Origin of the sequence: Streptomyces sp. NPDC088707 (assembly GCF_044752725.1) — a bacterium.
Taxonomy (GTDB): domain Bacteria; phylum Actinomycetota; class Actinomycetes; order Streptomycetales; family Streptomycetaceae; genus Streptomyces.
This window is the reverse complement of the sequence record NZ_JBIVLV010000003.1, coordinates 219,717-245,136: the sequence shown is the minus strand read 5'-3', so window position 1 is coordinate 245,136 and position 25,420 is coordinate 219,717. Positions and strand designations below refer to the sequence as shown.

The window sequence follows — 25,420 nt, the reverse complement described above, 5'->3', positions numbered from 1 at the left end:
GTGACGTCGGAGCGTCAGAGCATGCCGAGCTTGATCAGGCTCAGCAGCGCCACCAGCTGGATCGCCGACGCGCCCAGCGCCTTCGGCCACGGCAGGTCGTGCGAGCGGCTCACCATCATCGTGAAGAGCGCCCCGGCCGCCAGCCAGGTCAGCCAGCCGAGGACCTGGACCAGGCCGTTCTCGCCGCCCAGGAAGAGCGCGAAGACGAGCCGCGGCGCGTCCGTGATCGACATGATCAGCATCGACAGGCCCACCGTCGGCTGCCATGCCCCGTCGCCGCCCAGCTGGCGCGCGAGGGTGTGCGTCACCGAGCCCAGGATCAGTCCGCCGACGACGAAGCCGAGGGCGGTCATCAGGACGTACGGGATCGCCGTCGACAGGGTGGCGTTGATCGCCTCTTCGCGCGCCTTGTCGAAGCCGAAGATCGCGAGCAGCCCGTAGAGGAAGGTGACGATCAGCGCGGGGCCCCACACGGCGTGGTCCCGCATCCGCAGGAACGTGTCCGCGGGGCGCAGCACGATGCCGCTCAGGAGCGCCTTCCACGGGAGCCGGGGGCCCGTCGGGACGGGCGCGGCGCCGGCGTGGTGGGTCGCGGCGTTGCCGTAGGGGTCGTCGACGCTGAACATCTGGGTGTGGCCCGGGTTGTTCGCCGTCGCCGCGTGCGGGTGCTGCGGCTGGCCGTAGGGTTCGCCGAAGTACTCCGGCTCCCCGTAGGGCTGCCCCTGGTGTCCCTGCTGCCCGCGCTGGTGCCCGGGAGGACCTTGGTGTCCCTGCTGCCCCTGGTGCCCCTGCGGTGGCTGCTGTTGCCACTGCTGCTGCGGGTACGGCGGCGGGGCCGCGTTGTACCCGTACGGCGCCTGCTGCGGTTGATTGTGCGGGGGGCGGTTGTCCCGGCCGCGTCCGTTCCTGAATCCAGCCACGTCGTCGAACGTACCCGCTTCCGCTGTGCGGGCGCTCCCCGGACCTGTCCTTGCCACTGAGCTGTGACATCCCCTAGGGGGTTGAGCGGACCCGCTGTGGGCCGTGACACGGTCGGCGGGCAGGCTTGCGGTCGTCGTTACGAATCCGACGTATCGCCTCAATGTCGTACTCGTAGCTTCGATGTCGTACTCGTGGCTTCGGAGATGTCAGCGACCCGAGCAAGGAGTTCTTCCGGTGCGTGCCACCCGTCGTTCCGCCCGTACCGCGGCACAGAAGGCCTGAGGCGGCCGATCGCGTCCCGCCTGACGGAGTCGGCACGACGAAGAGGGCCGCCCCGCGATCTCGCGGGGCGGCCCTCTCTCACGTACCGGGTGCTACTTCGCCGGTTCCGGCTCCGGCTCCTCGGCCGGCTCCGGCTCCGGGTCCACCGGGGTCTTCACCGATTCGAGGAGCAGCTGGGCCACGTCGACGACCGTGACGGACTCCTTGGCCTTGCCCTCGTTCTTCTTGCCGTTGACCGAGTCGGTCAGCATGACGAGGCAGAACGGGCAGGCGGTGGAGACGATGTCCGGGTTGAGGGACAGGGCCTCCTCGACGCGCTCGTTGTTGATGCGCTTGCCGATCCGCTCCTCCATCCACATCCGGGCACCACCGGCGCCGCAGCAGAAGCCGCGCTCCTTGTGGCGGTGCATCTCCTGCTGGCGCAGGCCGGGGACGGCGGACATGATCTCGCGCGGCGGCGTGTACACCTTGTTGTGACGGCCCAGGTAGCACGGGTCGTGGTAGGTGATGAGGCCGTCGACCGGGGTCACCGGGACCAGCTTGCCCTCGTCGATGAGGTGCTGGAGCAGCTGGGTGTGGTGGATGACCTCGTACTCGCCGCCGAGCTGCGGGTACTCGTTGGCGATGGTGTTGAAGCAGTGCGGGCAGGTCGAGACGATCCGCTTCGCCGACTTCGGCTTCTTCGTCGACTCGTCCACCTTCCCGTCCTCGTCGAGGGACTCGCCGAACGCCATGTTCAGCATGGCGACGTTCTCCTGGGCGAGCTGCTGGAACAGCGGCTCGTTGCCCAGGCGGCGGGGGGAGTCACCGGTGCACTTCTCGTCGCCGCCCATGATCGCGAACTTGACGCCCGCCATGTGCAGCAGCTCGGCGAAGGCCTTGGTGGTCTTCTTGGCCCGGTCCTCCAGGGCGCCGGCGCAGCCGACCCAGTAGAGGTAGTCGAACTCCGAGAGGTCCTCGACGTCCTTGCCGACGATCGGGACCTCGAAGTCGACCTCCTTGGTCCACTCGACGCGCTGCTTCTTCGCCAGGCCCCAGGGGTTGCCCTTCTTCTCCAGGTTCTTGAGCATCGTGCCGGCCTCCGAGGGGAAGGCGGACTCGATCATCACCTGGTAGCGGCGCATGTCGACGATGTGGTCGATGTGCTCGATGTCGACCGGGCACTGCTCGACGCAGGCGCCGCAGGTGGTGCAGGACCACAGGACGTCGGGGTCGATGACGCCGTTCTCCTCGGCGGTGCCGATGAGGGGGCGCTCGGCCTCGGCGATCGCCGACGCGGGGACGTCCTTGAGCTGCTCCTCGGTGGCCTTCTCGTTGCCCTCCATGTCCTTGCCGCCGCCGGCGAGCAGGTACGGCGCCTTGGCGTGCGCGTGGTCGCGCAGCGACATGATGAGGAGCTTGGGGGAGAGGGGCTTGCCGGTGTTCCAGGCGGGGCACTGCGACTGGCAGCGGCCGCACTCGGTGCAGGTGGAGAAGTCGAGGATGCCCTTCCAGGAGAACTGCTCGACCTGGGAGACGCCGAAGACGGCGTCCTCGGCCGGGTCCTCCCAGTCGATCTCCTTGCCGGCCGTGGTCATCGGCTGGAGCGCGCCCAGCGCGGTGGAGCCGTCGGCGTTCCGCTTGAACCAGATGTTCGGGAAGCCGAGGAAGCGGTGCCAGGCGACGCCCATGTTCGTGTTGAGCGAGACCGTGATCATCCAGGTGAAGGACGTGACGATCTTGAGCGCCGCGACGAAGTAGGTGAGGTGCTGGATCGTGCTCAGGTCCAGGTTGTCGAGCAGCGCGATCAGCGGGTACGAGGCGAAGAAGCCCGGCTCCCAGCCGGTGACGTGGTGCTGGACGCCTTCGAGGGCCCGCAGCGTCATGATGCAGAGGCCGACGATCAGGATGACGGCCTCGACGAAGTACGCCTGGCCGGTCTTGGAGCCCGCGAAGCGGGACTTGCGGCCCGCCTTGGTGGGCTTGCTGAGCTGCCGGATCACGATGAGGGTCACGATGCCCAGGACCGTCATCAGGCCGAGGAACTCGGTGAAGATCTCGTACGGCAGCCAGTCGCCGATGATCGGGATCAGCCAGTCGGCCTGGAAGAGCTGGCCGAAGGCGTTGACGATCGTCAGGAGCAGCGAGAAGAAGCCCACCGCCACGAACCAGTGCGCGAAGCCGACGATGCCCCAGCGGTTCATCCGGGTGTGGCCGAGGAATTCCTTGACCAGGGTCACGGTGCGCTGGGTGGGGTCGCCGGTGCGGGTGCCGGCGGGCACGGGCTGCCCGAGGCGCACGAACCGGTAGATCTGCACGGTGGCACGACCGAACAGCGCGACGGCCACCACCGTGATGGCGATCGACACGATGATCGCGGCGAGTTGCATGAGGGGCTCCTCGGGCGGGCCTACTAAGCGGTAACTTATGGAGTCCGTGCTGAGATTACCCGTTCGGGGCCCCGTGCTGTAGCGGCGCTCGCGGTGATCTGTGTCGCTCAGGCAAACCTTGCCGCGCGACGTTTGCGGACTGCTGGAAGCGTACGCGCCAGGATCGTGAGATCCATCCCCAGCCAGTGGTGGTCCACGTAGTGGAGGTCGAGCAGCTCGCGCTCCTCCCACGGCAGGTCCGAGCGTCCGCTGATCTGCCACGGTCCGGTCAGCCCGGGGCGTACGGAGAGCCGGCGGCGTCCCTCGCCCGCGCACTCGCGGTGGCCAGGGGTGAGGGGACACGGTCCGACCAGGGACATGCGGCCGCCGACGACATGGACGAGGAGCGGCAGCGCGGCCAGCGGGCTCTTCGTGCGGAAGGTCAGCATCGTGAAGGGTTCCCCCTCCAGGCCCGCCACCGTGCGGCGGCGCAGCACCGCGCCGTTGCCGCCGAGGCCGACGGACAGGGCGGTGCCCGCGATCAGGGGCGAGAGCACGAGGAGCAGAAGGAGCCCGGCCGTCAGGTCGACCGCTCGCTTCGCCGTCATGCGCGCACACCCTTCGGCGGGAATCCTGGGATATGTCCGGACCCTCTCATGCGAACCCGGTCGAAGCGGGGAACGGCACGCCCTGTGAGCGATGGGGGCGGTGAAGAGTTGAGCCCCCTCCGCTCAGGTCTGTTGACGCAGTCCGGGTCGTCATGCATCCTTGAGTCAGATCCACTCAAGTACGTCAGCTGGAGGAATCGAAATGGCACGTGCGGTCGGCATCGACCTGGGCACGACTAACTCCGTCGTCAGCGTTCTGGAAGGCGGCGAGCCCACCGTCATCACCAACGCCGAGGGCGCCAGGACCACGCCGTCCGTCGTCGCCTTCGCGAAGAACGGCGAGGTGCTCGTCGGCGAGGTGGCCAAGCGTCAGGCCGTCACCAACGTCGACAGGACCATCCGGTCGGTCAAGCGCCACATGGGCACCGACTGGAAGATCGAGATCGACGGCAAGAACTTCAACCCGCAGCAGATGAGCGCCTTCATCCTGCAGAAGCTGAAGCGCGACGCCGAGGCCTACCTGGGCGAGAAGGTCGTCGACGCGGTCATCACCGTGCCGGCGTACTTCAACGACTCCGAGCGCCAGGCCACCAAGGAGGCCGGTGAGATCGCGGGCCTCAACGTCCTGCGCATCGTCAACGAGCCGACCGCGGCCGCTCTCGCGTACGGCCTCGACAAGGACGACCAGACGATCCTCGTCTTCGACCTCGGTGGCGGCACCTTCGACGTGTCCCTCCTGGAGATCGGCGACGGCGTCGTCGAGGTGAAGGCCACCAACGGTGACAACCACCTCGGCGGTGACGACTGGGACCAGCGCGTCGTCGACTACCTGGTGACGCAGTTCCAGAACGGCCACGGTGTGGACCTGGCCAAGGACAAGATGGCTCTCCAGCGTCTCCGCGAGGCCGCGGAGAAGGCGAAGATCGAGCTCTCGTCCTCGACCGAGACCTCCATCAACCTGCCGTACATCACGGCCTCCGCCGAGGGCCCGCTGCACCTGGACGAGAAGCTCACCCGAGCCCAGTTCCAGCAGCTGACCTCGGACCTGCTCGACCGCTGCAAGGTGCCGTTCCACAACGTCATCAAGGACGCGGGCATCAACCTCTCCGAGATCGACCACGTCGTTCTCGTCGGCGGTTCGACCCGTATGCCGGCCGTCGCCGAGCTCGTCAAGGAGCTGACCGGCGGTCAGGACGCCAACAAGGGCGTCAACCCGGACGAGGTCGTCGCCATCGGCGCCGCGCTCCAGGCCGGTGTCCTCAAGGGTGAGGTCAAGGACGTCCTGCTCCTCGACGTGACCCCGCTGTCCCTCGGCATCGAGACCAAGGGCGGCATCATGACCAAGCTCATCGAGCGCAACACCACGATCCCGACCAAGCGGTCCGAGATCTTCACGACGGCCGAGGACAACCAGCCGTCCGTGCAGATCCAGGTCTACCAGGGCGAGCGCGAGATCGCGGCGTACAACAAGAAGCTCGGCATGTTCGAGCTGACCGGTCTGCCGCCGGCCCCGCGTGGTGTCCCGCAGATCGAGGTCGCCTTCGACATCGACGCCAACGGCATCATGCACGTGACCGCGAAGGACCTCGGCACGGGCAAGGAGCAGAAGATGACCGTCACCGGCGGCTCCTCGCTGCCGAAGGACGAGGTCGACCGGATGCGCCAGGAGGCCGAGCAGTACGCGGACGAGGACCACCGTCGCCGCGAGGCCGCCGAGTCCCGCAACCAGGGCGAGCAGCTCGTCTACCAGACGGAGAAGTTCCTCAAGGACAACGAGGACAAGGTCCCCGGTGACGTCAAGGCCGAGGTCGAGGCCGCGCTCGTCGAGCTGAAGGACAAGCTCAAGGGCGAGGACACCGCCGAGATCCGCACCGCCACCGAGAAGGTCGCGGCCGTCTCCCAGAAGCTCGGCCAGGCGCTCTACGCCGACGCCCAGGGCGCACAGGCCGCGGGCGGCGACGCCGGCGCCGGGCAGCAGGCCCAGGCGGACGACGACGTCGTCGACGCCGAGATCGTGGACGAGGACAAGCCGAAGGGCGGCGCTGCCTGATGTCGGAGGAGACCCCGGGCTTCGAGGAGAAGCCCGAAGTCCCCGCCGACGGCACGCCCGAGGAGCCCGAGACCGCCGCTGCCGCCGCCTCCGCCGACAAGGCGGAGGGGGCGGCCCCGGCCGGGGACGCTACTGACGTAGCTCTGCTGGCGCAGCTGGACCAGGCCCGCAAGGCGCTCGAGGAGCGCACCGCGGACCTCCAGCGGCTCCAGGCCGAGTACCAGAACTACCGCCGCCGCGTGGAGCGGGACCGGGTCACGGTCAAGGAGATCGCCGTCGCGAGCCTCCTGAGCGACCTGCTCCCGGTGCTCGACGACGTCGGCCGGGCCCGGGACCACGGCGAGCTCGTGGGCGGGTTCAAGTCGGTGGCCGAATCGCTGGAGACCGTCGTCGCCAAGATGGGTCTGCAGCAGTTCGGCAAGGAGGGCGAGCCCTTCGACCCGACGATCCACGAGGCCCTGATGCACTCGTACGCGCCGGACGTCACCGAGACGACGTGCGTGGCGATCCTGCAGCCCGGGTACCGGATCGGCGAGCGGACCATCCGGCCCGCCCGCGTGGCCGTCGCCGAGCCCCAGCCGGGCGCGGCACCGGCCAAGGACGACGCGAAGTCGTCCACGGACGAGGAGAGCGGTGCCCCCGAGGAGGGGTAGCGCGACCGACAGCACAGCGGTGACAGACCCCGGAGCAGTCCGGAAGGAGGGACGTCGATGAGCACGAAGGACTTCGTCGAGAAGGACTACTACAAGGTTCTCGGCGTCCCCAAGGACGCCACCGAGGCCGAGATCAAGAAGGCGTACCGGAAGCTCGCCCGCGAGAACCACCCGGACGCCAACAAGAACGACGCCAAGGCCGAGGAGCGCTTCAAGGAGATCTCCGAGGCGAACGACATCCTCGGCGACCCCAAGAAGCGCAAGGAGTACGACGAGGCCCGCGCCCTCTTCGGGAACGGCGGCTTCCGGTCACCCGGCGGCCCCGGCGGCGGCTCGTTCAACTTCGACCTGGGCGACCTCTTCGGAGGCACCCAGGGCGGCGCGGGCGGCGGCTTCGGTGCCGGCGGCGGCGGCATCGGGGACGTCTTCGGCGGCCTGTTCAACCGCGGCGCCGGTGCGGGCCCCCGCACCCAGCCGCGGCGCGGTCAGGACATCGAGTCCGAGGTGACGCTCAGCTTCACCGAGGCCATCGAGGGAGCGACCGTACCGCTGCGGATGTCCAGCCAGCAGCCGTGCACGGCGTGTTCGGGCACCGGCGACAAGAACGGCACCCCCCGGGTGTGCCCGACCTGCGTCGGCACCGGACAGGTCTCGCGCGGCAGCGGCGGCGGCTTCTCGCTCACCGACCCCTGTGTGGACTGCAAGGGCCGCGGCCTCATCGCCGAGAACCCCTGCGAGGTCTGCAAGGGCAGCGGCCGGGCCAAGTCCTCCCGCACCATGCAGGTCCGCATCCCGGCGGGAGTCTCGGACAACCAGAAGATCCGGCTGCGTGGCAAGGGAGCGCCGGGGGAGCGCGGTGGGCAGCACGGCGATCTGTACGTCGTGGTGCACGTCGACACCCACCCGGTCTTCGGCCGCAAGGACGACAACCTCACCGTCACCGTGCCGGTCTCCTTCACGGAGGCGGCCCTCGGCGGCGAGATCAAGGTGCCGACCCTCGGCGGCCCCGCGGTCACCCTCAAGCTGCCCGCGGGCACTCCGAACGGCCGGACCATGCGCGCCCGGGGCAAGGGCGCGGTCCGCAAGGACGGCACGCGCGGCGACCTGCTCGTCACGGTCGAGGTCGCGGTGCCGAAGGAGCTGGACGACAAGGCACGTGACGCCCTGGAGACCTATCGCGAGGCGACCGCCTCCGAGGACCCCCGGGCGGAGCTGTTCCAGGCCGCGAAGGGAGCGTGACCCGGTGGACGGGCGCCGACGCAATCCGTACGAACTGACCGACGAGTCGCCGGTGTACGTCATCTCGGTGGCGGCCCAGCTCTCCGGTCTGCACCCGCAGACCCTCCGTCAGTACGACCGTCTCGGTCTGGTCTCCCCGGACCGTACGGCGGGCCGTGGCCGGCGCTACTCGGCCCGTGACATCGAGCTGCTCCGTCAGGTGCAGCAGCTGTCGCAGGACGAGGGCATCAACCTGGCCGGGATCAAGCGCATCATCGAGCTGGAGAACCAGGTCGCGGCGCTGCAGAACCGGATCGCGGAGCTGTCGGCGGCCGTCGACGGCGCTGCGGCGGCGATGCGGCAGCGCGAGGCCCAGGTGCATGCCTCGTACCGGCGCGATCTGGTGCCGTACCAGGACGTGCAGCAGGCGAGCGCGCTGGTGGTCTGGCGCCCGAAGCGCACCGGCGAGTAGTTCCCGGACGGCGAAGCCCCCTCCACGACGCGCGGAGGGGGCTTCGCCGTTCACGCGTTCACGGGATGAGCTCCGCCACGATGTCGCCGAGCGTCTCCCACCAGGGCGCGGCGCCCGTGCCGAACGCTGCGGCGAGGGCGGTGCCGACGGCGTGGTCGAGCGGGGTGAGGGCGGCGGCCGGGTCCCAGTCGGCGTCGACCCTGCCGTCCCCGGCGGACTCCAGGGTGCCGAGCGCCTTCCCGTCGCGGGTGAGCCGGCTGTCCATGTGCGAGCAGGGGACGAGCCGGTAGCGGACGCCGTCGACGCGGACGTCCACCCGGTAGGAGCGGCGCAGCAGCCGGGCGCGGGCCGGCCTGATGACGGCGGGTCGCCCGCCCACCGTCAGCGCGAGCAGGGCGGCCTTGCGGGTGCCGATCGGCGTGTGGGTGTCCGGGCGGGTCCCGGGGGCCCGTACGAGCTCCACGGTGGGCAGGTCGTGCCCGGAGACGCGGAGGGACCCGGCGGGCCCGTCGAGGTCGATCTGTACGTACACGGTGGTGAGTTGTCCCGTTCGACGCTGGTCAGGTGTCTGGGTGGTCAGTTGTCTCCCTCGAGGATGCCCGACTGCGCGATCAGGTAGCCGAGCTGGGCCCGGCTGCCGCTGCCGAGGGCGGCGGCGAGTTTGGCGATGTGGGCGCGGCAGGTGCGCACGTTCATGCCGAGGCGGCGGGCGATGGCCTCGTCGACGTGACCCTCGACGAGGAGTTTGGCGATGGAGCGCTGGACGCCGCCTATGCCGTCGACGGAGGGGCTGTACGGGATCTCGTCCTCCCATGGCACGCCGTGCAGCCAGAACTGGTCGAAGACGCCGACGAGGTACTGGACGAGGCCCTCGTGGCGGAGTTCGAGGGCGACCTGGCGGTCGCTGCGCGCGGGCACGAAGGCGACCTTGCGGTCGACGATGATCAGCCGGTCGACGATCTCCTCGAGGGTGCGCAGTTCGAGCCCGTACGGCGCGACGCGTTCGACGTAGGCCAGCGTGGCGGGATGGTGCCGGGCCGTGTGCTGGTAGAGCGTGCGCATCCGGACACCGCGGTCGAGCAGGGGCTCCATGCGGCGCAGGGCGGCTTCGAGGGTCTCGGGGCGGCGGCCGCTGCCGGGCTGGATGGTGAGGAGTTCCTCGGTGCACTCGTTGATGGCGCGGTCGAGGGCGGCGTTGATGACGCTGAGGCCTTCGAGGACCGTGATGGCCTGGGCGCCGGAAGGGTCCTGGGTGTGGATCGCCATGAACGGCTCGAAAGCGTCCGCGAGGGCCAGCGCGTGCTGGCGCCGGACCTGTATCTCCTGCTCGATGGGGTGCACGAGCTGGTTGAGCGCGATCGACGGCGGAACGGGACGCAGGCACTGGCTGTCGTCCGGGTCCGGGTGCAGGAGGGACAGTTCCCTCAGGCAGGGGGCGGCTTCGGCGTCCGCACGGGCTATGCGGCCGGTGCGGAGCGCACTCGCATAGAGCTCCTTGCCCACGTCGCATAGTTCACCGTGACTGTGCTTATGACCGGACTCGTCGCATTCTCGCCTCATTTGCACCCCCCTCAGGGTCATGAATTACAGGAACATGATGCCCGGGTTGGCTGGTGGAAAGGGGCGGGAGTGAGCCATCGTCTTACTCGCGGGGGGGAGGTAGTGATCAAAAGAGGTGGAGATCGGCCATGACCAGGATGGTTCGTGCACTTAGCGCCATAGCCGTTGCGGCGGCTGCTCTCGGCGCACTCGCCGTCGGCGAGCCCTCGTGGGAGAGCACCCCGGCGCATTCCGTGGCAGGGCCGGACGAGCCCTCGTGGGAGAGCAACCCGGCACACGACGTGGTGGCGGGACCCGGCGAACCCTCGTGGGAGAGCTCGCCCCGGGACGTCGTACGCGCCGCTCCCTACGAGCCGTCGTGGGAGATCGCTTCCAGGGGTGCGGGGGCGTGACCGTGCCGCCGGACGACCCCAGGTTCCGCCGGGAGATGGCTTCGGCCTACCGGTCCGGGTGGCACTTCGTCGACCTCGCCACGGCAATCCCCCACCGTGGCGACGCGCTGAAGATCACCCTCTTCGGAGAGCCGATCGTGGTGGCACGGGAGCAGGACGAGGACGTCCGCGCCTACCGCTGCCTCCGCCGTCCCCGCGGCGCCCCACAGCCCATCCGCTGTGCCATCCGGTACGGCATGATCTTCGTCAACCTCGACCAGCGGGACCACCAGCTGATCGAGCCCGAGACCATCACCGCCACCCCCCGCAGTGCCTGAGCGATTCCCCCGTCGTTGTAGATCGCTCCGGCACTTCCCCCACACAGCGGCGCCATCGCGGACCTGAAACGCGATGGCGCCGCTGTGCTGCCCGGACGTCTCCCGCGCGGGGCGGGCCCGGACGTCTCCCGTGCGGGGCCGGGCCCGGACGCCCCTCGTACGGGCCCGGGTCCGTCAGGCGCGTCCCATCGCCCGCGTCAGGGCGATCTCGATGACCACCCGGTCCGGGTTCTCCGCCGGCGTGCGCCCGTAGCGCTCCGCGTAGCGCGCCACCGCGTCCGCGACGACCTCCGCCTCCGTACGGATGTGCGCGACGCCCTCCAGGGTGGCCCAGCGGCCCTTGTCGACCTGGCAGACCGCCACCCGCGCGCCGTCCGCGCCCGCCGCCAGGACGTTGGCGACCTTCCGGCTGTGCTTGTTGGTGATGACCCGGGCGTATCCGCCCTCGGGGTCGTAGGTGACGCCCACCGCCACGACGTGCGGGGTGCCGTCCGGGCGCGGGGTGGTCAGGGTGCACATGTGGTACTCGCGCCAGAAGCTGAGGTACGAGTCGGAGGGGTTCCTCGGGTCGGTCGCCATGCACGGAAACTACCCGGGGCAGAGCTCTCCCCAACACCTTGAGCGCAAGCGGCTCAACTTTGTGTACCCTGGATGAGTCATAAAGGGAGAGGACCCGGACCGACCCAGGAGGAGCACCGCACGTGGACGCCGAACTGACCAACCGCAGCCGGGACGCGATCAACGCGGCCAGCAGCCGCGCCGTGTCCGAGGGGCACGCCGACCTGACCCCCGCGCACCTTCTGCTCGCGCTGCTCACCGGTCAGGACAACGAGAACATCACCGACCTGCTCGCCGCCGTCGAAGCCGACCAGGCGGTCGTGCGCACCGGCGCGGAGCGGCTGCTCGCCGCCCTGCCGAGCGTCACCGGGTCCACGGTCGCGCCCCCGCAGCCCAGCCGCGACTTCCTCGCGGTCATCGCCGACGCCGACCGGCAGGCCAAGGAGCTCGGCGACGACTACCTGTCCACCGAGCACCTCCTCATCGCGATCGCGGCCAAGGGCGGCCAGGCCGGTGAGATCCTCGACGCGCAGGGCGCGAGCGCTTCGAAGCTGCTCGACGCGTTCGAGAAGAGCAGGGGAGGACGCCGGGTGACCACACCCGACCCGGAGGGGCAGTACAAGGCGCTGGAGAAGTTCGGTACGGACTTCACCGCCGCAGCGCGCGAGGGCAAGCTGGACCCGGTCATCGGCCGCGACCACGAGATCCGCCGCGTCGTGCAGGTGCTGTCCCGCCGCACCAAGAACAACCCGGTCCTCATCGGTGAGCCCGGCGTCGGCAAGACCGCCGTCGTCGAGGGCCTCGCCCAGCGGATCGTGAAGGGCGACGTACCCGAGTCGCTGAAGAACAAGCGGCTGGTCTCGCTCGACCTGGGCGCGATGGTCGCCGGCGCCAAGTACCGCGGCGAGTTCGAGGAGCGGCTGAAGACCGTGCTCTCGGAGATCAAGGCGAGCGACGGCCAGATCATCACCTTCATCGACGAGCTGCACACGGTCGTCGGCGCGGGCGCCGGCGGCGACTCCTCCATGGACGCGGGCAACATGCTCAAGCCCATGCTGGCCCGCGGCGAGCTCCGCATGGTCGGCGCGACCACCCTCGACGAGTACCGCGAGCGGATCGAGAAGGACCCCGCCCTGGAGCGCCGCTTCCAGCAGGTCCTGGTCGCCGAGCCCACGGTCGAGGACACCATCGCGATCCTCCGCGGGCTCAAGGGCCGGTACGAGGCCCACCACAAGGTGCAGATCAACGACTCCGCCCTGGTGGCCGCCGCGACCCTCTCCGACCGGTACATCACCTCCCGCTTCCTCCCCGACAAGGCCATCGACCTCGTCGACGAGGCCGCCTCGCGGCTCCGGATGGAGATCGACTCCTCGCCCGTGGAGATCGACGAGCTGCAGCGCTCCGTGGACCGGCTCCGCATGGAGGAGCTGGCACTCAAGAACGAGACGGACCCGGCGAGCAGGCAGCGGCTGGAGAAGCTGCGGCGGGACCTCGCCGACCGCGAGGAGGAGCTGCGCGGCCTGACCGCCCGCTGGGAGAAGGAGAAGCAGTCCCTCAACCGGGTCGGCGAGCTGAAGGAGCGCCTCGACGAGACCCGCGGCCGCGCCGAGCGCGCCCAGCGCGACGGCGACTTCGACACCGCCTCCAAGCTGCTCTACGGGGAGATCCCGGCCCTGGAGCGGGAGCTGGAGGAGGCGAGCGAGGCCGAGGCCCAGCAGGAGTCCTCCAAGGACACGATGGTCAAGGAGGAGGTCGGCCCCGACGACATCGCGGACGTCGTCGGCGCCTGGACCGGCATCCCAGCCGGCCGCCTCCTGGAGGGCGAGACGCAGAAGCTGCTGCGCATGGAGGACGAGCTCGGCCGGCGGCTGATCGGCCAGTCCGAGGCCGTCCAGGCGGTCTCCGACGCCGTGCGCCGCACCCGCGCGGGCATCGCCGACCCCGACCGTCCCACCGGTTCCTTCCTCTTCCTCGGCCCCACGGGTGTTGGCAAGACGGAGCTGGCGAAGGCGCTCGCGGACTTCCTCTTCGACGACGAGCGGGCCATGATCCGCATCGACATGTCGGAGTACGGCGAGAAGCACAGCGTCGCCCGGCTGGTCGGCGCGCCTCCCGGCTACGTCGGGTACGAGGAGGGCGGCCAGCTCACGGAGGCGGTCCGCCGCCGCCCGTACAGCGTGGTCCTGCTCGACGAGGTGGAGAAGGCGCACCCGGAGGTCTTCGACGTCCTGCTCCAGGTCCTGGACGACGGACGGCTGACCGACGGGCAGGGGCGGACGGTGGACTTCCGCAACACCATCCTGGTCCTCACGTCGAACCTCGGCAGCCAGTACCTGGTCGACCCGCTGACCGCCGAGGACGTGAAGAAGGAGCAGGTGCTGGAGGTCGTCAGGGCCAGTTTCAAGCCGGAGTTCCTCAACCGGCTCGACGACCTGGTGGTCTTCTCCGCCCTCGACCGGGCCGAGCTGGGCCGGATCGCGCGGCTCCAGATCGACCGGCTCGCCAAGCGGCTCGCCGAGCGGCGGCTCACCCTGGACGTCACCCCGGAGGCCCTGGAGTGGCTCGCCGAGGAGGGCAACGACCCGGCGTACGGCGCCCGGCCGCTCCGCCGCCTCATCCAGACGGCGATCGGCGACCGGCTCGCCAAGGAGATCCTCGCGGGCGAGGTCCAGGACGGCGACACGGTCCGCGTGGACCGCTTCGAGGACGGCCTGATCGTGGGGCCGGCGGGTCGCTAGGAGGCCCTGAGGGCCCCGTCACCGCCCCGGGCCGGCCCGGGGCGGTGACGGGGCCCTCGCCACGTACGAGGAGGGTGACCCCGTCCTCGTACGTGACCCGCACGGAGGTGTGCGGCCCCTCCGTTTCCTTTTCACGCTTTTCCCTGCGGGGATCTCCCCGGGCGCACCGGTTCTTGTCAGCCCGCAGCGGATCGCGGGAGGCAGGGCTTGCCACAGACCGCCCGGCATGGGGGAGGATGGCGACATCCGTACGAAGGGAAATACACGGTGAGCATCGACCCGTCCTCGATTCCGAATTTCGGGGGCCAGCCCCAGCCTCAGGCCGCAGGACCGGCGGGCCCCGTCGTCCCCGACCAGGACCTCGTCAAGCAGCTCCTCGAGCAGATGGAGCTGAAGTACGTCATCGACGACGAGGGTGACCTCGCGGCGCCGTGGGAGGAATTCCGCACGTACTTCATGTTCCGCGGCGAGGACGAGCAGCAGGTCTTCTCGGTGCGGACGTTCTACGACCGCCCGCACTCGGCCGACGACCGCGCCAAGATCCTCGACGCGATCGACGACTGGAACCGCCGCACCCTGTGGCCGAAGGTCTACACGCACCTGCACGAGGAGGAGGACGGCTCCGCCACCCTCCGTCTCATCGGTGAGGCCCAGATGCTGATCGGCACCGGCGTCGCCCTGGAGCACTTCGTGTCCTCCACGGTCAGCTGGGTCCGCGCCTCCATCGAGTTCGACAAGTGGGTCGTCGAGCAGTTCGGCCTGGAGTCCCCCGAGGACAAGGCCGCGGGCGACGAAGAGGCCTGAGCCTCCCCCGCAGCACGCCGAGAGCCCGGCCCCTTCCTAGGGGCCGGGCTCTCGGCGTGTGCGGTGCTTCACCTGAGCCGTGGTTCACCCGCGCCGCCACCGCCGTCTCCGCCGCACCTCGGCCTCCGCGGCCACCACCCTCTCGCGGGCGTCCCGGGTGCGGCCGTGCCCGGACCCGTACACGCGCGTGTAGTCGTCGGCGACGGAGCGGAAGAGACCCGCGGCCTCCCTGGGCTCACCGAGCCTCATCAGCGCGAGTCCGAGGTTGAACCGGCTGGTGACGGTATGGAGGTGGTCGGGCCCGAGGACGCGCTCGCTTCTCGCGATGACGTCGCGCAGCACCAGGGCGGCCTCCTCGTGCAGCGCGAGGTCGCTGAGCGGTGCCGCGAGGGCGAGTCGGCTGGACAGCACAGCCGGGTGGTCGGGTCCGTGCAGCCGCTCGTGGGAGGCGACGACCCCGCGGAGGAGGTCGGCGGCCTCCTGGTGCTCGCCCAGGCCCTGCAGGGGAATGGCGAGTTTCTGGCGGCCGAAGAGAGTGGCGGGGTGGTCCGTGCCGAGCACCCGCTCGCGGTCCGCGACCACGCCGCGGAGGAGGTCCGCCGCCTCCTGGTGAAGGCCCAGGTCGTCGAGGGCGAGGGCGAGCGAGCTACGGCTGGTGAGGGTGCTCGGATGATCCGCTCCGAGCACCCGCTCCCGGTCGCGGGCGATCTCGCGGAACAGGCCGGCGGCTTCCTGCTGCTGCTCGAGGACGTCGAGGACGACGGCGTAGTCGTGGCGGCTTTCGAGGGTGTCCGGGTGATCTCTGCCGAGGACGCGTCCACGGGCGGAGGCGACCTCACGAGAGGCGTCGCGGCAGTCGTGGAGCCGGCCGAGCCGATAGAGGTCCCCCGCGAGGAGGTGGCGGCTCGTCAGGGTGTCGGGGTGGTCGGCTCCCAGGACACGGGCCTCCGCCTCGGCCAGGTGCCGGCGGAGGATGAACGTCGGCAGGTCGCCCCTGCGGTCCGCCTCCAGCACGCTCAGGAGCCGGGACACGCTGTCCCGCGCGGAGGGGAAGGCGGCCGCCGGCGCGCGCTCCAGGAGAGCGGGCAGGTGGGGAGCGAGGAGCCGGGCGACCGGCCGCCCCGCCGCGCCCGCCGCCACGGCGTCGTCCACCGCCGCGGTCAGGCCCGCGTCGAGCGCGGCGCGCCAGGCCGCGGAGTCGGCACCCGGCACGGGCAGGGCCATGACGTCCCGCACCACGGGGTGCAGCACCACCTGGACGATGCCGTCCTCCTCCTGCTGCTCCGCGCCGGAACGGAGGGCCTGCGTGTGCGGAGTGCCGACGAGGCCGTACCGATCGAGCCCGGCGAAGGCCGCGTCGAGCGCCGCCGGTGGGACCGCCTCGCCGGTCACCCGGCCGAGCAGACCGGGGGTGATGAGCGACCGGGGGACCGGTGCCGCCTCCAGCAGGGCCAGGAGCCGCAGCAGCGGTCGGGCCAGGGTGTGCCCGTCGGAGCGGAGCTGGTCCAAGGACACGTCCCAGGTGTGCCGCACCAGCGTCCGCGCCACCTCGGGGTCCGCCGCTCGGGGGTCCGCCGCCGCGACCAGTCCGTCGAACTCCGCCTCCAGCGCGTGCTGATAGGAGGAGAAAGTGCGGTAGCGGCTGGTGGCGGTCGCCAGGTACCGGCCGGCGGCCTCGAGCGCCAGGGGCAGTCCGCCCAGGCGCTCCGCCAGTTCCCGGGCCTCCGCGTGGCTCCCCGCCCCGGGAGCCGCGTCGCACAGCACGGCGGCGGCGTCGTCGCCGTCCAACGGGGCGGGCCGTACGAGTACCGCCCGCGGTCCCCAGACGGACCTGGCGCTGTCCCGGCTGGTGAGGAGCAGCAGCCCCGCTCCCTCCGCGCGCACCCAGCCCCGGTAGGAGGCCGGCGGGTCGGCATCGGTGCTGAGCCGCGCGGGGGTGTCCACGTTGTCGATGACGATCAGCCAGTTCCTCCTGGCCGCCAGGTGCTCCCAGACGACGTCGACGAGGACCGCCTCGCCCCGTTGGGCCTCGTGGAGCGAGCCGTCGTCGAGCCCGAGCGCCTGGGCGATGCGGGTGAGGTCGTCGGCGAGACGTGTGAGGTCGTCCTGCCATCGGACCCAGAAGACGTCCTTGCCGTCCTGCCGGGCGCGTCGGGCGTGCTCGGCGGCGAGCGTGGTCTTGCCGAGGCCGCCCGTCCCGCAGATGACACCGAGCCCCCCGGCGCCTCGGAGGAGCTCGTCGAGGACGACGAGTTCGTCCGCGCGCCCGCGGAACGGGAGCGGGGAGGCCGGTGGCCGGAGCGAGGGATGGACCGCGGCGGCCGGTACCCAGTCCCGGCCGACCCCGCCCCCCGCGCCGGACGGGGAGCCCGCGGGGGCGGCCGGGCCGGCCGGCCGCTCGCGCAGGGCGAGGAGGGAGATCGGGAGGCTGAGCGCGGCGACGGTCCCGCCCACGACACTGGCCGTCTGGTCGGCGGCCTCGAGGCCGAAACGGGTGACCGCCCAGACGATCGCCCCCGTCACCGCCGCCGCCACCGGAGCCAGCAGCAGCCGGGTCAGCAGCCTCCGCCGTCCACCGCCTCCGTCCATCGGCCGGTCGCTCCCCCGTCGTCTGTCCATCGCCGTCCCCCCTCGCCCTTCCCGTTCCTCCTGCATGGTGCTCCCGTTCGCTCCGGGGAGCGTGCGGCGGGGTTCAGGCCAGGCGCTTGAGCCGGGAGACGGCCTCCTCCAGGACCTCGGTCTTCTTGCAGAAGGCGAAGCGGACGAAGGGGGCGCCGGCCTCGCGGTGGTCGTAGAAGACGGCGTTCGGGATGGCGACGACCCCGGCGCGCTCGGGCAGCGAGCGGCAGAAGGCGAAGCCGTCCTCGGCGCCGAGGGGGCGGATGTCGGTGGTGACGAAGTAGGTGCCGGCCGGCTTGTAGACCGCGAAGCCCGCCTGGGCGAGGCCCTCGCTCAGCAGGTCCCGCTTGGCGGAGAGCTCCGCGCGCAGGGTGTCGAAGTACGCGGCCGGGAGGCGCAGGGCCTCGGCGATCGCGTACTGGAAGGGGCCGGAGGACACGTACGTGAGGAACTGCTTGGCCGAGCGGACCGCGGAGGTCAGCTCGGGGCTCGCAGTGACCCAGCCGACCTTCCAGCCGGTGAACGAGAACGTCTTGCCGGCCGAGCCGATGGTGACCGTGCGCTCCCGCATCCCGGGCAGGCTCGCGATCGGCAGGTGCTCGGCGTCGTCGAAGACCAGGTGCTCGTACACCTCGTCGGTGACGACGAGCAGGTCCCGCTCGACGGCGAGCTCGGCGACGGCCGTCAGCTCGGCCCGGGTGAGGACGGTGCCGGTGGGGTTGTGCGGGGTGTTGAGGAGGATCAGCCGGGTCCGGTCGGTGACGGCGGCCCGCAGTTCGTCGAGGTCGAGGACGTAGGAACCGTCGTGGGGGCGGAGGGTCACGGGGACCCGGGTCCCGCCGGCCATCGCGACGCAGGCGGCGTACGAGTCGTAGTACGGCTCCAGGGCGATGACCTCGTCGCCGGGTTCGACGAGGGCCAGCAGCGCGGCCGCGATCGCCTCGGTGGCGCCCGCGGTGACGAGCACCTCCGTGTCGGGGTTGTGGTCGAGGCCGTACCGGTCCCGCTGGTGGTCGGCGATGGCCGCGCGCAGCTCGGGGACACCGGGGCCGGGCGGGTACTGGTTGCCGCGGCCGTCCCGCAGCGCGCGGACCGCCGCCTCCCTGATCTCCTCGGGGCCGTCGGTGTCGGGGAAGCCCTGACCGAGGTTGATGGCCCCGGTCCTGGCGGCGAGGGCGGACATCTCGGCGAAGATCGTCGTCCCGAACTCGGCGAGGCGGCGGTTGAGCGGCGGTCGTGTCATGACGGCCATCCTGCGGGGAAGCTCTGGACTTCCTCAAGTGCGCTTTGACGGGGGGCGCCTGAGGGAATCTCCCTCGCACAACCGAACGGGGGTAGTACTGATGGAGATCTTCTTGTTCATCGTCCTGGGGTTCCTGATCGTCGCGGGGGTGCTCGTCGCCGTGTGGGGCAGCCGCAGTGGCGGGACCCCGCGGCCGCGGTCGCGGGGGCGGCGGTCGAGCGGGGCGAGCGGCGGCGGCATCACCTGGGCGGACGGCGGCAGCGGGAGCAGTTGTGGGGGCGGCTCCAGCTCCTGCGGGGGGTCCTCCAGTTCCTGTGGTGGCGGCGGGGGTGGTTGCGGCGGCGGAAGCTGACCGCGGGGTCGGCTCCCCAGCCGTGTGGCACGTGACGTGGGCAATCTGCAGGGACTTGTCGATCAGTTCTGATTGAACAAGTGAACTGTGGGGTCCCCGAAGGGGTTGGAAAACACAGCAAGTTGGGTAAAAACGCTGCGAGTCGTCCGGCGTCCGTGGTTCTCTCGCTCCTGACAGAGACAGCCCTCGGACCGTGTGTGGACCCGAGCCGGCGATTCCCCACTCCCGTTGAACCCTTCTCCGGGGCGCCCCCGGCCCACCCGTCAAACCGTGTTTGCGGAGCCGACCCATGCTCACCACCCTGAAAACGTCCTACACCGATACCCGCGCGGCCGATCTGGCCTGGGCCCTCGGGCGCGAGCCGCTGCCCGCACTGGCCGTGCTCGACCTCGAACTCTCCGGCGCCAAGCTGCAGTTGAGGCTGCTCGGCGCTTCCCACCAGGTGCTCCTGGAAGAGGAGGGCCGCAGCTGTTCGGAGACCGTCGCCTGCATGCCGGGCAGCAGCACCCCGCTGCCGCTCGGCGTCTCCAAGCGTGTCGGCGAATGGGAGTACGAATTCGCCGCCCGCGTCGAGACGCTCTCGCACGGCTCCTTCGCGGGCCGGGCGCAGGAGCTGCTGGCACTCGTCGCCGACCACCCGAACGGACTCGCGGGGACCTTTCCCGGCTCCCCGCACGCCTTCACGGCGATGCTGGCGCAGCGCCACGAGGGCCAGGTGCGCTGGCGCACCTGGCACGCCTACCCGCAGGAGGGGCAGTTGGTGGTGACCAGGACCCGTATCGGCGTACGTATGCCTGCAACGCTCTGATACGCCCTCCCGGCGCTCCAGATCCACTCGTGTGGGTGACAGGGGGCGCCCTGGTCGTGACGTAGCGTTACGGTCATGATCGAGCCGACCGTGACCATGCCACCCAAGAGGGTGCGGCGTGCGCCCGTGCGGCGGCCCGAGCCGCCGCGCGAGACGGTGCGGTTCCCGGTCCTCGCGGTGGTCTTCGTCTGCGCCGCCTGCGGCCTGGTCTACGAACTCGAACTCGTCGCGCTCGCGTCCTACTTGATCGGCGACTCCGTCACCCAGGCCTCCGTGGTGCTCTCCGTCATGGTCTTCGCCATGGGGGTGGGCTCGCTCCTCGCCAAGGCGCTGCGCTGCCGCGCCGCCGTCGGGTTCGGCCTGGTCGAGGCCGTCCTCGCGCTCATCGGCGGCACCTCGGCGATGGTGCTGTACGCGGCCTTCGCCTGGTTCGGCGAGTCGCGGTACGTCCTCGTGGCGTTCTCGCTCGCCATTGGGGTGCTCATCGGCGCGGAGATCCCCCTCCTGATGTCGCTCATACAGCGGGGCGACCGATCGGGCCGGTCCGGACGGAAGGCCTCGCTCGGGAAGCAGGACGACGCCGCCGGGACCGTCGCCGACCTCTTCGCCGCCGACTACGTCGGTGCCCTGGTCGGAGGCCTCGCCTTCCCCTTTCTGCTGCTGCCCTGGCTCGGCCAGCTCACCGGCGCCCTCGTCACCGGCGCGGTCAACGCCGTGGCGGGCGGCGGCCTCGTCCTCTGGGTGTTCCGCCGCGACCTGACCGTCCGCTCCCGGGCCCTGCTCGTCGCGGTGAACGTGTCGGTCCTCGCCGTCCTCGCCACGGCGACCGTGCTCGTCGACGACTTCGAACAGGCCGCCCGCCGGGCGGTGTACGGCGAGCGGGTGCGGGTCGCCGTCCACACCGAGCTCCAGGAGATCGTCGTGACCGGGGGCCGGGAAGGCCCGCCCGACCTCTTCCTCGACGGCCGCCTCCGGGTCGCCGGCCAGGACGAGTACCGCTACCACGAGGCCCTCGTCCATCCCGCGATGAACGGCCCGCACGCCCGGGTGCTGATCGTGGGCGGCGGGGACGGCATGGCCGCCCGCGAGGCCCTTCGCTACCCGAAGGTCCGCTCCGTCACCGTCGTCGAGCTCGACCCCGGCGTCGTCCGCCTCGCCCGGACGGACCCCGCCCTCGCCACGCTCAACGGGCAGGCGTTCCGGGACCCGCGCGTCCGGGTGGTCCACGCGGACGCCTTCCACTGGCTCCGGGGCGCCACCGATCCTCTGCAGGAACGGTACGACGTGGTGATCTCCGATCTGCCCGACCCCGGAATCACCCCCAGCGCCAAGCTGTACGCCCAGGAGTTCTACGGGCTCGTGGCCCGGATCCTGAGCCCCTCCGGACGGTTCGCCGTGCACGCCGGGTCCGTCACCGACCGGCCCCGCACCTACTGGACCGTGGACGCCACCCTGCACGCGGCCGGCTTCGCGACCCGCCCCTACAGCGCGAGCGGCCGCACCCCCGGCTTCGCCGCAGGACCCGACCGCGCCGACCGCGCCGACGGTACGGGGCGGGGCCCCGGCGACTGGGGCTTCCTCCTGGCCGTACAGGGCAGCCGCCCGCCCGCCCTCGGCCTCGCCCCCGACGCGCCCCGGCTGCGCTCACTCGGCGAGCACACCCTGGAGGCCGCGGCGCGCCGCGCCGAGCGCGGCCGGGGCGCCGAACCGCCCCCGTCGACGCTGGTGCACCCGCGGTACGGAGGGTGAGGGAACCGGGTTCCGCGCCGAACGGGCGACGCCGCGCCCCCGTCTGAGTAGGCTCGGCTTCCATGGAGCATGAGGTGTTCGTCCCGGTCCCGGCCGAGGTTCTGCGTGCGACGCTCACGGACCCGGCCCGGGTGGTCCGCTGCGTCCCCGGTCTCCAGCGCGACGCCGACGCGGAGGCCGGTCCTCTGACGGGTCGGCTCAAGGTGCGGGTCGGCGGCAACACCATCACCTACCGGGGCGCCCTCAAGGTCGTCGAGCGGGACGGTGCCATCACCTACGAGGGTCATGGGACCGAGGCCCGGGGCAAGGGCACGGCGGAGCTGTCGCTCACCGTCGTCCTCACTCCGGTGGCCGAGGGCACCAGCCTGAGCTTCACCGGCGGCCTGACGGCGGTCGGCCGGCTCGCCGAGGCGACGGACGAGGCCCGGTCCACGGCGGGCGCGCGGATGCTCGACAAGTTCGTGGAGGGGCTGGCGGCGCTGGCGGAGAAGCCGGACGCGCCGGAGAAGCCGGAGGAGCCGGAGGAGCCGGAGGCGCAGGCGTCTGCCGAATCAGCGGCCGCCGCTGCCGAGGAGGTCGTCGAGCCCGACTCCGACGACGACGGCGTCGACGACGGTGTCGAGGAACCGCGCCGGAGCTCCGTCTTCGACGCGCCGGTGCCGCCGCCCTCCCTCGATCCCCTCCTGGACGAGGACTTCGGCACCACACCCATCGAGTTCCCCGCCCCGCAGCCCGCCGCCGAGGCCGCCCACGCCCGCCGGACCATGATCGGCCGCAGCGCCGAGGAGGTCGACCACGCGCCGCCGCGCGGCCGGTACGCCCCGGTTCCCGCGCCCGAGGCGTCGAGCGCCGGTGCCACCCTGCGCTGGATCGCCCCGGCCGCGGCCCTCGCGCTCGCCTCCGCCGTGGTCGTCAGCCGCGCCCTGCGCCGACGCCGCTGACGCGATCTCGCGCCGTGCACGGCCCGCCGCTGACACGGTCACCGGCGGGCACTGCGCCGCTGCACTGCGCCGAAGCCGCCGCCGCGATTAGGGTCGGGGCGTGAGCATGCAGACGCACCTGACGGCGGGCGACGCCGAGTTGACCATCAGCCCCGAGAACGGCTGCCGGATCGAGAGCCTGCGCATCGGCGGCACCGAGGTGCTGCGCCAGGGCGAGCGGTTCGGCACCTTCCCGATGGTGCCCTGGTGCGGACGGACCGAGAACGGCCGCTTCCGCAACGGCGCCACCAGCCACCAGCTGCCGGTCAACGCACCCCCGCACGCCATCCACGGCACCGTCCGCGACCTCGCCTGGAAGACCGCGCGGGTCTCCGCGACCGAGGCCGTCTTCATCTGCGAGCTGGGTGACCCGTGGCCGTACAAGGGACGGGTCACCCAGGTCTTCGAGCTGGCCGAGGACGCCCTCACCCTCCGCTTCGGCGTCGAGACCTACGACGACTCCTTCCCGGCCCAGGCCGGCTGGCACCCCTGGTTCCTGCGGAACCTCGGGCAGGGCGGCCAGGACGTGCGACTCGACTTCACCCCGGCCTGGCAGGAGGAGCGCGGTGACGACCACCTCCCGACCGGACGCCGGATCGACCGCACCCCCGGCCCCTGGGACGACTGCTTCGGCATGCCCGAGGGCGTCGACGTCACCCTCACCTGGCCGGAGGAGCTGGAGCTGAAGGTCACCAGCCGCGCCGAGTGGGTCGTGATCTACGACGAGCCCGAGGAGGCCGTCTGCGTCGAGCCGCAGTCCGGTCCGCCGAACGGCCTCAACACCCACCCCCGGCTGGTCACCCCCATCGACCCCCTGGAGGTCGAGAGCACCTGGCGCTGGCGCCGCCTCTGAGCAGTGCCCTTTAAGCTCGGGGCATGACTGACGTACGCGCTGAGCTGCTCCAGCAGATCAAGGACAAGGCCGTGGTGCACGGCAAGGTGACCCTCTCCTCGGGTCTGGAAGCCGACTACTACATCGACCTGCGCCGGATCACGCTGGACGGCGAGGCCGCGCCGCTGGTGGGTCAGGTCATGCTCGACCTGACGGCCGACCTGGACTTCGACTGCGTCGGCGGTCTGACCCTGGGCGCCGACCCGGTCGCGACCTCGATGCTCCACGCCTCCGCCGCGCGCGGACAGCGCCTCGACGCCTTCGTCGTCCGGAAGGCGCAGAAGGCGCACGGCATGCAGCGCCGTATCGAGGGCACGGACGTCAAGGGCCGTCGCTGCCTGGTCGTCGAGGACACCTCGACCACCGGCGGCTCGCCGCTGACCGCCGTGGAGGCCGTCCGCGAGGCCGGCGGCGAGGTCGTCGCCGTGGCCACGATCGTCGACCGGGGCGCCGCCGAGGCCATCGCCGGGGCGGGTCTGGCGTACCTCACGGGCTACCAGCTGGCCGATCTCGACCTGGCGTAACCGCCGCGAAGTCGTGACTTAGGCCCCGGACATCGGCGATTGCTGTCCTGACCTGCGGTTTTACCGAGGGGCGGGGTGTTTCACGTGAAACACCCCGCCCCTCGGCATGCCGGGCCCGTGGGAGCCCGGAGAAGAGTCTGGAAGGATGGGCGTCGACGATGACGTCGCCCCCAGGTCAGGGACAGCAACGCACACACCCCGCACATCACAAGGAGCGGACGAATGCCCATCGCAACCCCCGAGGTCTACAACGAGATGCTCGACCGGGCGAAGGCAGGCAAGTTCGCCTACCCGGCCATCAACGTGACTTCGTCCCAGACCCTGCACGCCGCCCTGCGCGGCTTCGCGGAGGCCGAGAGCGACGGCATCATCCAGATCTCGACCGGCGGAGCCGAGTTCCTGGGCGGCCAGTACAAGAAGGACATGGTCACGGGCGCCGTTGCCCTGGCCGAGTTCGCGCACATCGTCGCCGCGAAGTACGACATCACGGTCGCGCTGCACACCGACCACTGCCCGAAGGACAAGCTGGACGGCTACGTCCGTCCGCTGCTCGACATCTCCGCCGAGCGCGTCGCCCGCGGCGAGAACCCGCTGTTCCAGTCGCACATGTGGGACGGCTCCGCCGAGACCCTCGCCGACAACCTGGCCATCGGCCAGGAGCTGCTCGCGAAGGCCGCCGCCGCCAAGATCATCCTTGAGGTCGAGATCACCCCGACCGGTGGCGAGGAGGACGGCGTCAGCCACGAGATCAACGACGAGCTGTACACCACCGTCGACGACGCGCTCCGCACCGCCGAGGCCCTCGGCCTGGGCGAGAAGGGCCGTTACCTGCTCGCCGCCTCCTTCGGCAACGTGCACGGCGTCTACAAGCCGGGCAACGTCGTCCTCCGCCCGGAGCTCCTCAAGGACCTCCAGGCCGGTGTCGCCGAAAAGTACGGCAAGGCCTCCCCGTTCGACTTCGTCTTCCACGGCGGCTCGGGCTCCACGGCCGAGGAGATCGCCACGGCCCTGGAGAACGGCGTCGTGAAGATGAACCTCGACACCGACACCCAGTACGCCTTCACGCGTCCGGTCGCGAACCACATGTTCAAGAACTACGACGGTGTCCTGAAGGTCGACGGCGAGGTCGGCATCAAGTCGACCTACGACCCGCGCACCTGGGGCAAGCTGGCCGAGGCCGGCATGGCCGTCCGCGTGACCGAGGCGTGCGCGGCGCTGCGCTCGACCGGCACCAAGCTGAAGTAAGCGCCGAGGCAGGCGTTGGACGAGCGGCCCGGCACCCCCGCCCTGGCGTGGGGGTGCCGGGCCCTCGGCATGTCGGGAGAAGAGCGA

General features: G+C 71.1%; 21 protein-coding genes. 13 read left to right on the top strand and 8 right to left on the bottom strand.

Annotation, left to right across the window (positions count from 1 at the left end; all coding sequences use genetic code 11):
* Positions 1-14: 14 nt before the first annotated feature.
* The 3 genes from ACIP84_RS11855 to ACIP84_RS11845 form a co-directional block, all read right to left on the bottom strand.
* On the bottom strand, positions 15-920 hold the full coding sequence (locus ACIP84_RS11855; RefSeq protein ID WP_355956836.1) for a Yip1 family protein: 906 nt from the start codon (positions 918-920) through the stop codon (positions 15-17).
* 375 nt (positions 921-1,295) lie between these two features.
* Positions 1,296-3,572 carry a (Fe-S)-binding protein gene (locus ACIP84_RS11850; protein ID WP_355956834.1) on the bottom strand — a complete coding sequence of 759 codons (2,277 nt, stop codon included), beginning with the start codon at positions 3,570-3,572 and terminating at the stop codon, positions 1,296-1,298.
* Positions 3,573-3,679: 107 nt separating this feature from the next.
* A complete protein-coding gene (locus ACIP84_RS11845) occupies positions 3,680-4,159 on the bottom strand; it encodes a sugar transferase (RefSeq protein ID WP_355956832.1) in 480 nt (159 codons plus the stop codon).
* Between the two features lie 202 nt (positions 4,160-4,361).
* Here ACIP84_RS11845 and dnaK point away from each other — a divergent pair, with 202 nt between their 5' ends.
* The 4 genes from dnaK to ACIP84_RS11825 are packed head-to-tail and all read left to right on the top strand — an operon-like array spanning position 4,362 to position 8,552.
* Positions 4,362-6,209 (top strand): molecular chaperone DnaK, encoded by a 1,848-nt coding sequence (dnaK, locus tag ACIP84_RS11840; RefSeq protein ID WP_055602963.1) that lies wholly within the window; start codon positions 4,362-4,364, stop codon positions 6,207-6,209.
* A complete protein-coding gene (gene grpE / locus ACIP84_RS11835) occupies positions 6,209-6,862 on the top strand; it encodes a nucleotide exchange factor GrpE (protein WP_389032680.1) in 654 nt (217 codons plus the stop codon). The genes dnaK and grpE overlap by 1 nt, the downstream gene beginning before the upstream one ends.
* 57 nt (positions 6,863-6,919) lie before the next feature.
* Positions 6,920-8,101 carry a molecular chaperone DnaJ gene (gene dnaJ, locus ACIP84_RS11830; RefSeq protein WP_355956829.1) on the top strand — a complete coding sequence of 394 codons (1,182 nt, stop codon included), beginning with the start codon at positions 6,920-6,922 and terminating at the stop codon, positions 8,099-8,101.
* 4 nt (positions 8,102-8,105) lie between these two features.
* Positions 8,106-8,552 (top strand): heat shock protein transcriptional repressor HspR, encoded by a 447-nt coding sequence (locus ACIP84_RS11825; protein WP_355956827.1) that lies wholly within the window; start codon positions 8,106-8,108, stop codon positions 8,550-8,552.
* 58 nt (positions 8,553-8,610) lie between these two features.
* Here the strand turns inward: ACIP84_RS11825 and ACIP84_RS11820 are convergent, their stop codons facing one another.
* Both ACIP84_RS11820 and ACIP84_RS11815 read right to left on the bottom strand, forming a co-directional pair.
* Positions 8,611-9,084, bottom strand: a complete 474-nt coding sequence (locus ACIP84_RS11820) for a hypothetical protein (RefSeq protein ID WP_401797508.1) — start codon at positions 9,082-9,084, stop codon at positions 8,611-8,613.
* 44 nt (positions 9,085-9,128) lie between these two features.
* Positions 9,129-10,133, bottom strand: a complete 1,005-nt coding sequence (locus ACIP84_RS11815) for a helix-turn-helix transcriptional regulator (RefSeq protein ID WP_355956823.1) — start codon at positions 10,131-10,133, stop codon at positions 9,129-9,131.
* A gap of 367 nt (positions 10,134-10,500) precedes the next feature.
* Here ACIP84_RS11815 and ACIP84_RS11810 point away from each other — a divergent pair, with 367 nt between their 5' ends.
* Positions 10,501-10,821 (top strand): hypothetical protein, encoded by a 321-nt coding sequence (locus ACIP84_RS11810; RefSeq protein WP_030323603.1) that lies wholly within the window; start codon positions 10,501-10,503, stop codon positions 10,819-10,821.
* A gap of 174 nt (positions 10,822-10,995) precedes the next feature.
* Here ACIP84_RS11810 and ACIP84_RS11805 read toward each other — a convergent pair whose 3' ends face one another.
* The gene (locus tag ACIP84_RS11805) at positions 10,996-11,400 is read right to left on the bottom strand and encodes a TIGR03618 family F420-dependent PPOX class oxidoreductase (RefSeq protein WP_355956820.1); all 405 of its coding nucleotides are present in this window, start codon (positions 11,398-11,400) and stop codon (positions 10,996-10,998) included.
* Positions 11,401-11,522: 122 nt separating this feature from the next.
* Between ACIP84_RS11805 and clpB the strand changes: the two genes are divergently transcribed.
* Entirely contained in the window at positions 11,523-14,117 is a 2,595-nt protein-coding gene (gene clpB / locus ACIP84_RS11800; RefSeq protein WP_401797503.1) for an ATP-dependent chaperone ClpB, read from the top strand.
* 267 nt (positions 14,118-14,384) lie between these two features.
* Positions 14,385-14,921, top strand: coding sequence for a YbjN domain-containing protein (locus ACIP84_RS11795; protein ID WP_073908242.1), 537 nt, complete (start codon positions 14,385-14,387; stop codon positions 14,919-14,921).
* Between the two features lie 84 nt (positions 14,922-15,005).
* Here the strand turns inward: ACIP84_RS11795 and ACIP84_RS11790 are convergent, their stop codons facing one another.
* Together ACIP84_RS11790 and ACIP84_RS11785 are read right to left on the bottom strand one after the other, a co-directional pair.
* Positions 15,006-17,540, bottom strand: a complete 2,535-nt coding sequence (locus ACIP84_RS11790; RefSeq protein ID WP_401797499.1) for a tetratricopeptide repeat protein — start codon at positions 17,538-17,540, stop codon at positions 15,006-15,008.
* A 73-nt stretch (positions 17,541-17,613) separates the two neighbouring features.
* A complete protein-coding gene (locus tag ACIP84_RS11785) occupies positions 17,614-18,783 on the bottom strand; it encodes a pyridoxal phosphate-dependent aminotransferase (protein WP_401797497.1) in 1,170 nt (389 codons plus the stop codon).
* A gap of 641 nt (positions 18,784-19,424) precedes the next feature.
* Here ACIP84_RS11785 and ACIP84_RS11780 point away from each other — a divergent pair.
* The 6 genes from ACIP84_RS11780 (at position 19,425) to fbaA (ending at position 25,333) form a co-directional block, all read left to right on the top strand.
* Positions 19,425-19,943 (top strand): DUF2617 family protein, encoded by a 519-nt coding sequence (locus ACIP84_RS11780; protein WP_073908232.1) that lies wholly within the window; start codon positions 19,425-19,427, stop codon positions 19,941-19,943.
* Between the two features lie 75 nt (positions 19,944-20,018).
* On the top strand, positions 20,019-21,692 hold the full coding sequence (locus ACIP84_RS11775; protein ID WP_401797494.1) for a polyamine aminopropyltransferase: 1,674 nt from the start codon (positions 20,019-20,021) through the stop codon (positions 21,690-21,692).
* A 62-nt stretch (positions 21,693-21,754) separates the two neighbouring features.
* The gene (locus tag ACIP84_RS11770) at positions 21,755-22,633 is read left to right on the top strand and encodes an SRPBCC family protein (protein ID WP_401797491.1); all 879 of its coding nucleotides are present in this window, start codon (positions 21,755-21,757) and stop codon (positions 22,631-22,633) included.
* A gap of 106 nt (positions 22,634-22,739) precedes the next feature.
* Positions 22,740-23,525, top strand: coding sequence for an aldose 1-epimerase (locus tag ACIP84_RS11765; RefSeq protein ID WP_355970205.1), 786 nt, complete (start codon positions 22,740-22,742; stop codon positions 23,523-23,525).
* Between the two features lie 23 nt (positions 23,526-23,548).
* Complete coding sequence (gene pyrE / locus ACIP84_RS11760) at positions 23,549-24,088, top strand: orotate phosphoribosyltransferase (protein WP_073908223.1); 540 nt, start codon at positions 23,549-23,551, stop codon at positions 24,086-24,088.
* 222 nt (positions 24,089-24,310) lie between these two features.
* Positions 24,311-25,333 carry a class II fructose-bisphosphate aldolase gene (fbaA, locus tag ACIP84_RS11755; protein WP_355964249.1) on the top strand — a complete coding sequence of 341 codons (1,023 nt, stop codon included), beginning with the start codon at positions 24,311-24,313 and terminating at the stop codon, positions 25,331-25,333.
* Positions 25,334-25,420: the final 87 nt, after the last annotated feature.

Bases quoted from the DNA above. Each gene is read 5' to 3' on its own strand.
- fbaA (WP_355964249.1), top strand. From the start codon at position 24,311: ATGCCCATCGCAACCCCCGAGGTCTACAACGAGATGCTCGACCGGGCG.
- ACIP84_RS11815 (WP_355956823.1), bottom strand. From the start codon at position 10,133: ATGACCCTGAGGGGGGTGCAAATGAGGCGAGAATGCGACGAGTCCGGT.
- ACIP84_RS11765 (WP_355970205.1), top strand. From the start codon at position 22,740: ATGCAGACGCACCTGACGGCGGGCGACGCCGAGTTGACCATCAGCCCC.
- grpE (WP_389032680.1), top strand. From the start codon at position 6,209: ATGTCGGAGGAGACCCCGGGCTTCGAGGAGAAGCCCGAAGTCCCCGCC.
- ACIP84_RS11805 (WP_355956820.1), bottom strand. From the start codon at position 11,400: ATGGCGACCGACCCGAGGAACCCCTCCGACTCGTACCTCAGCTTCTGG.
- ACIP84_RS11770 (WP_401797491.1), top strand. From the start codon at position 21,755: ATGGAGCATGAGGTGTTCGTCCCGGTCCCGGCCGAGGTTCTGCGTGCG.
- pyrE (WP_073908223.1), top strand. From the start codon at position 23,549: ATGACTGACGTACGCGCTGAGCTGCTCCAGCAGATCAAGGACAAGGCC.
- ACIP84_RS11780 (WP_073908232.1), top strand. From the start codon at position 19,425: ATGCTCACCACCCTGAAAACGTCCTACACCGATACCCGCGCGGCCGAT.
- ACIP84_RS11850 (WP_355956834.1), bottom strand. From the start codon at position 3,572: ATGCAACTCGCCGCGATCATCGTGTCGATCGCCATCACGGTGGTGGCC.
- ACIP84_RS11845 (WP_355956832.1), bottom strand. From the start codon at position 4,159: ATGACGGCGAAGCGAGCGGTCGACCTGACGGCCGGGCTCCTTCTGCTC.
- ACIP84_RS11775 (WP_401797494.1), top strand. From the start codon at position 20,019: ATGATCGAGCCGACCGTGACCATGCCACCCAAGAGGGTGCGGCGTGCG.
- dnaJ (WP_355956829.1), top strand. From the start codon at position 6,920: ATGAGCACGAAGGACTTCGTCGAGAAGGACTACTACAAGGTTCTCGGC.
- ACIP84_RS11785 (WP_401797497.1), bottom strand. From the start codon at position 18,783: ATGACACGACCGCCGCTCAACCGCCGCCTCGCCGAGTTCGGGACGACG.
- dnaK (WP_055602963.1), top strand. From the start codon at position 4,362: ATGGCACGTGCGGTCGGCATCGACCTGGGCACGACTAACTCCGTCGTC.
- ACIP84_RS11790 (WP_401797499.1), bottom strand. From the start codon at position 17,540: ATGGACAGACGACGGGGGAGCGACCGGCCGATGGACGGAGGCGGTGGA.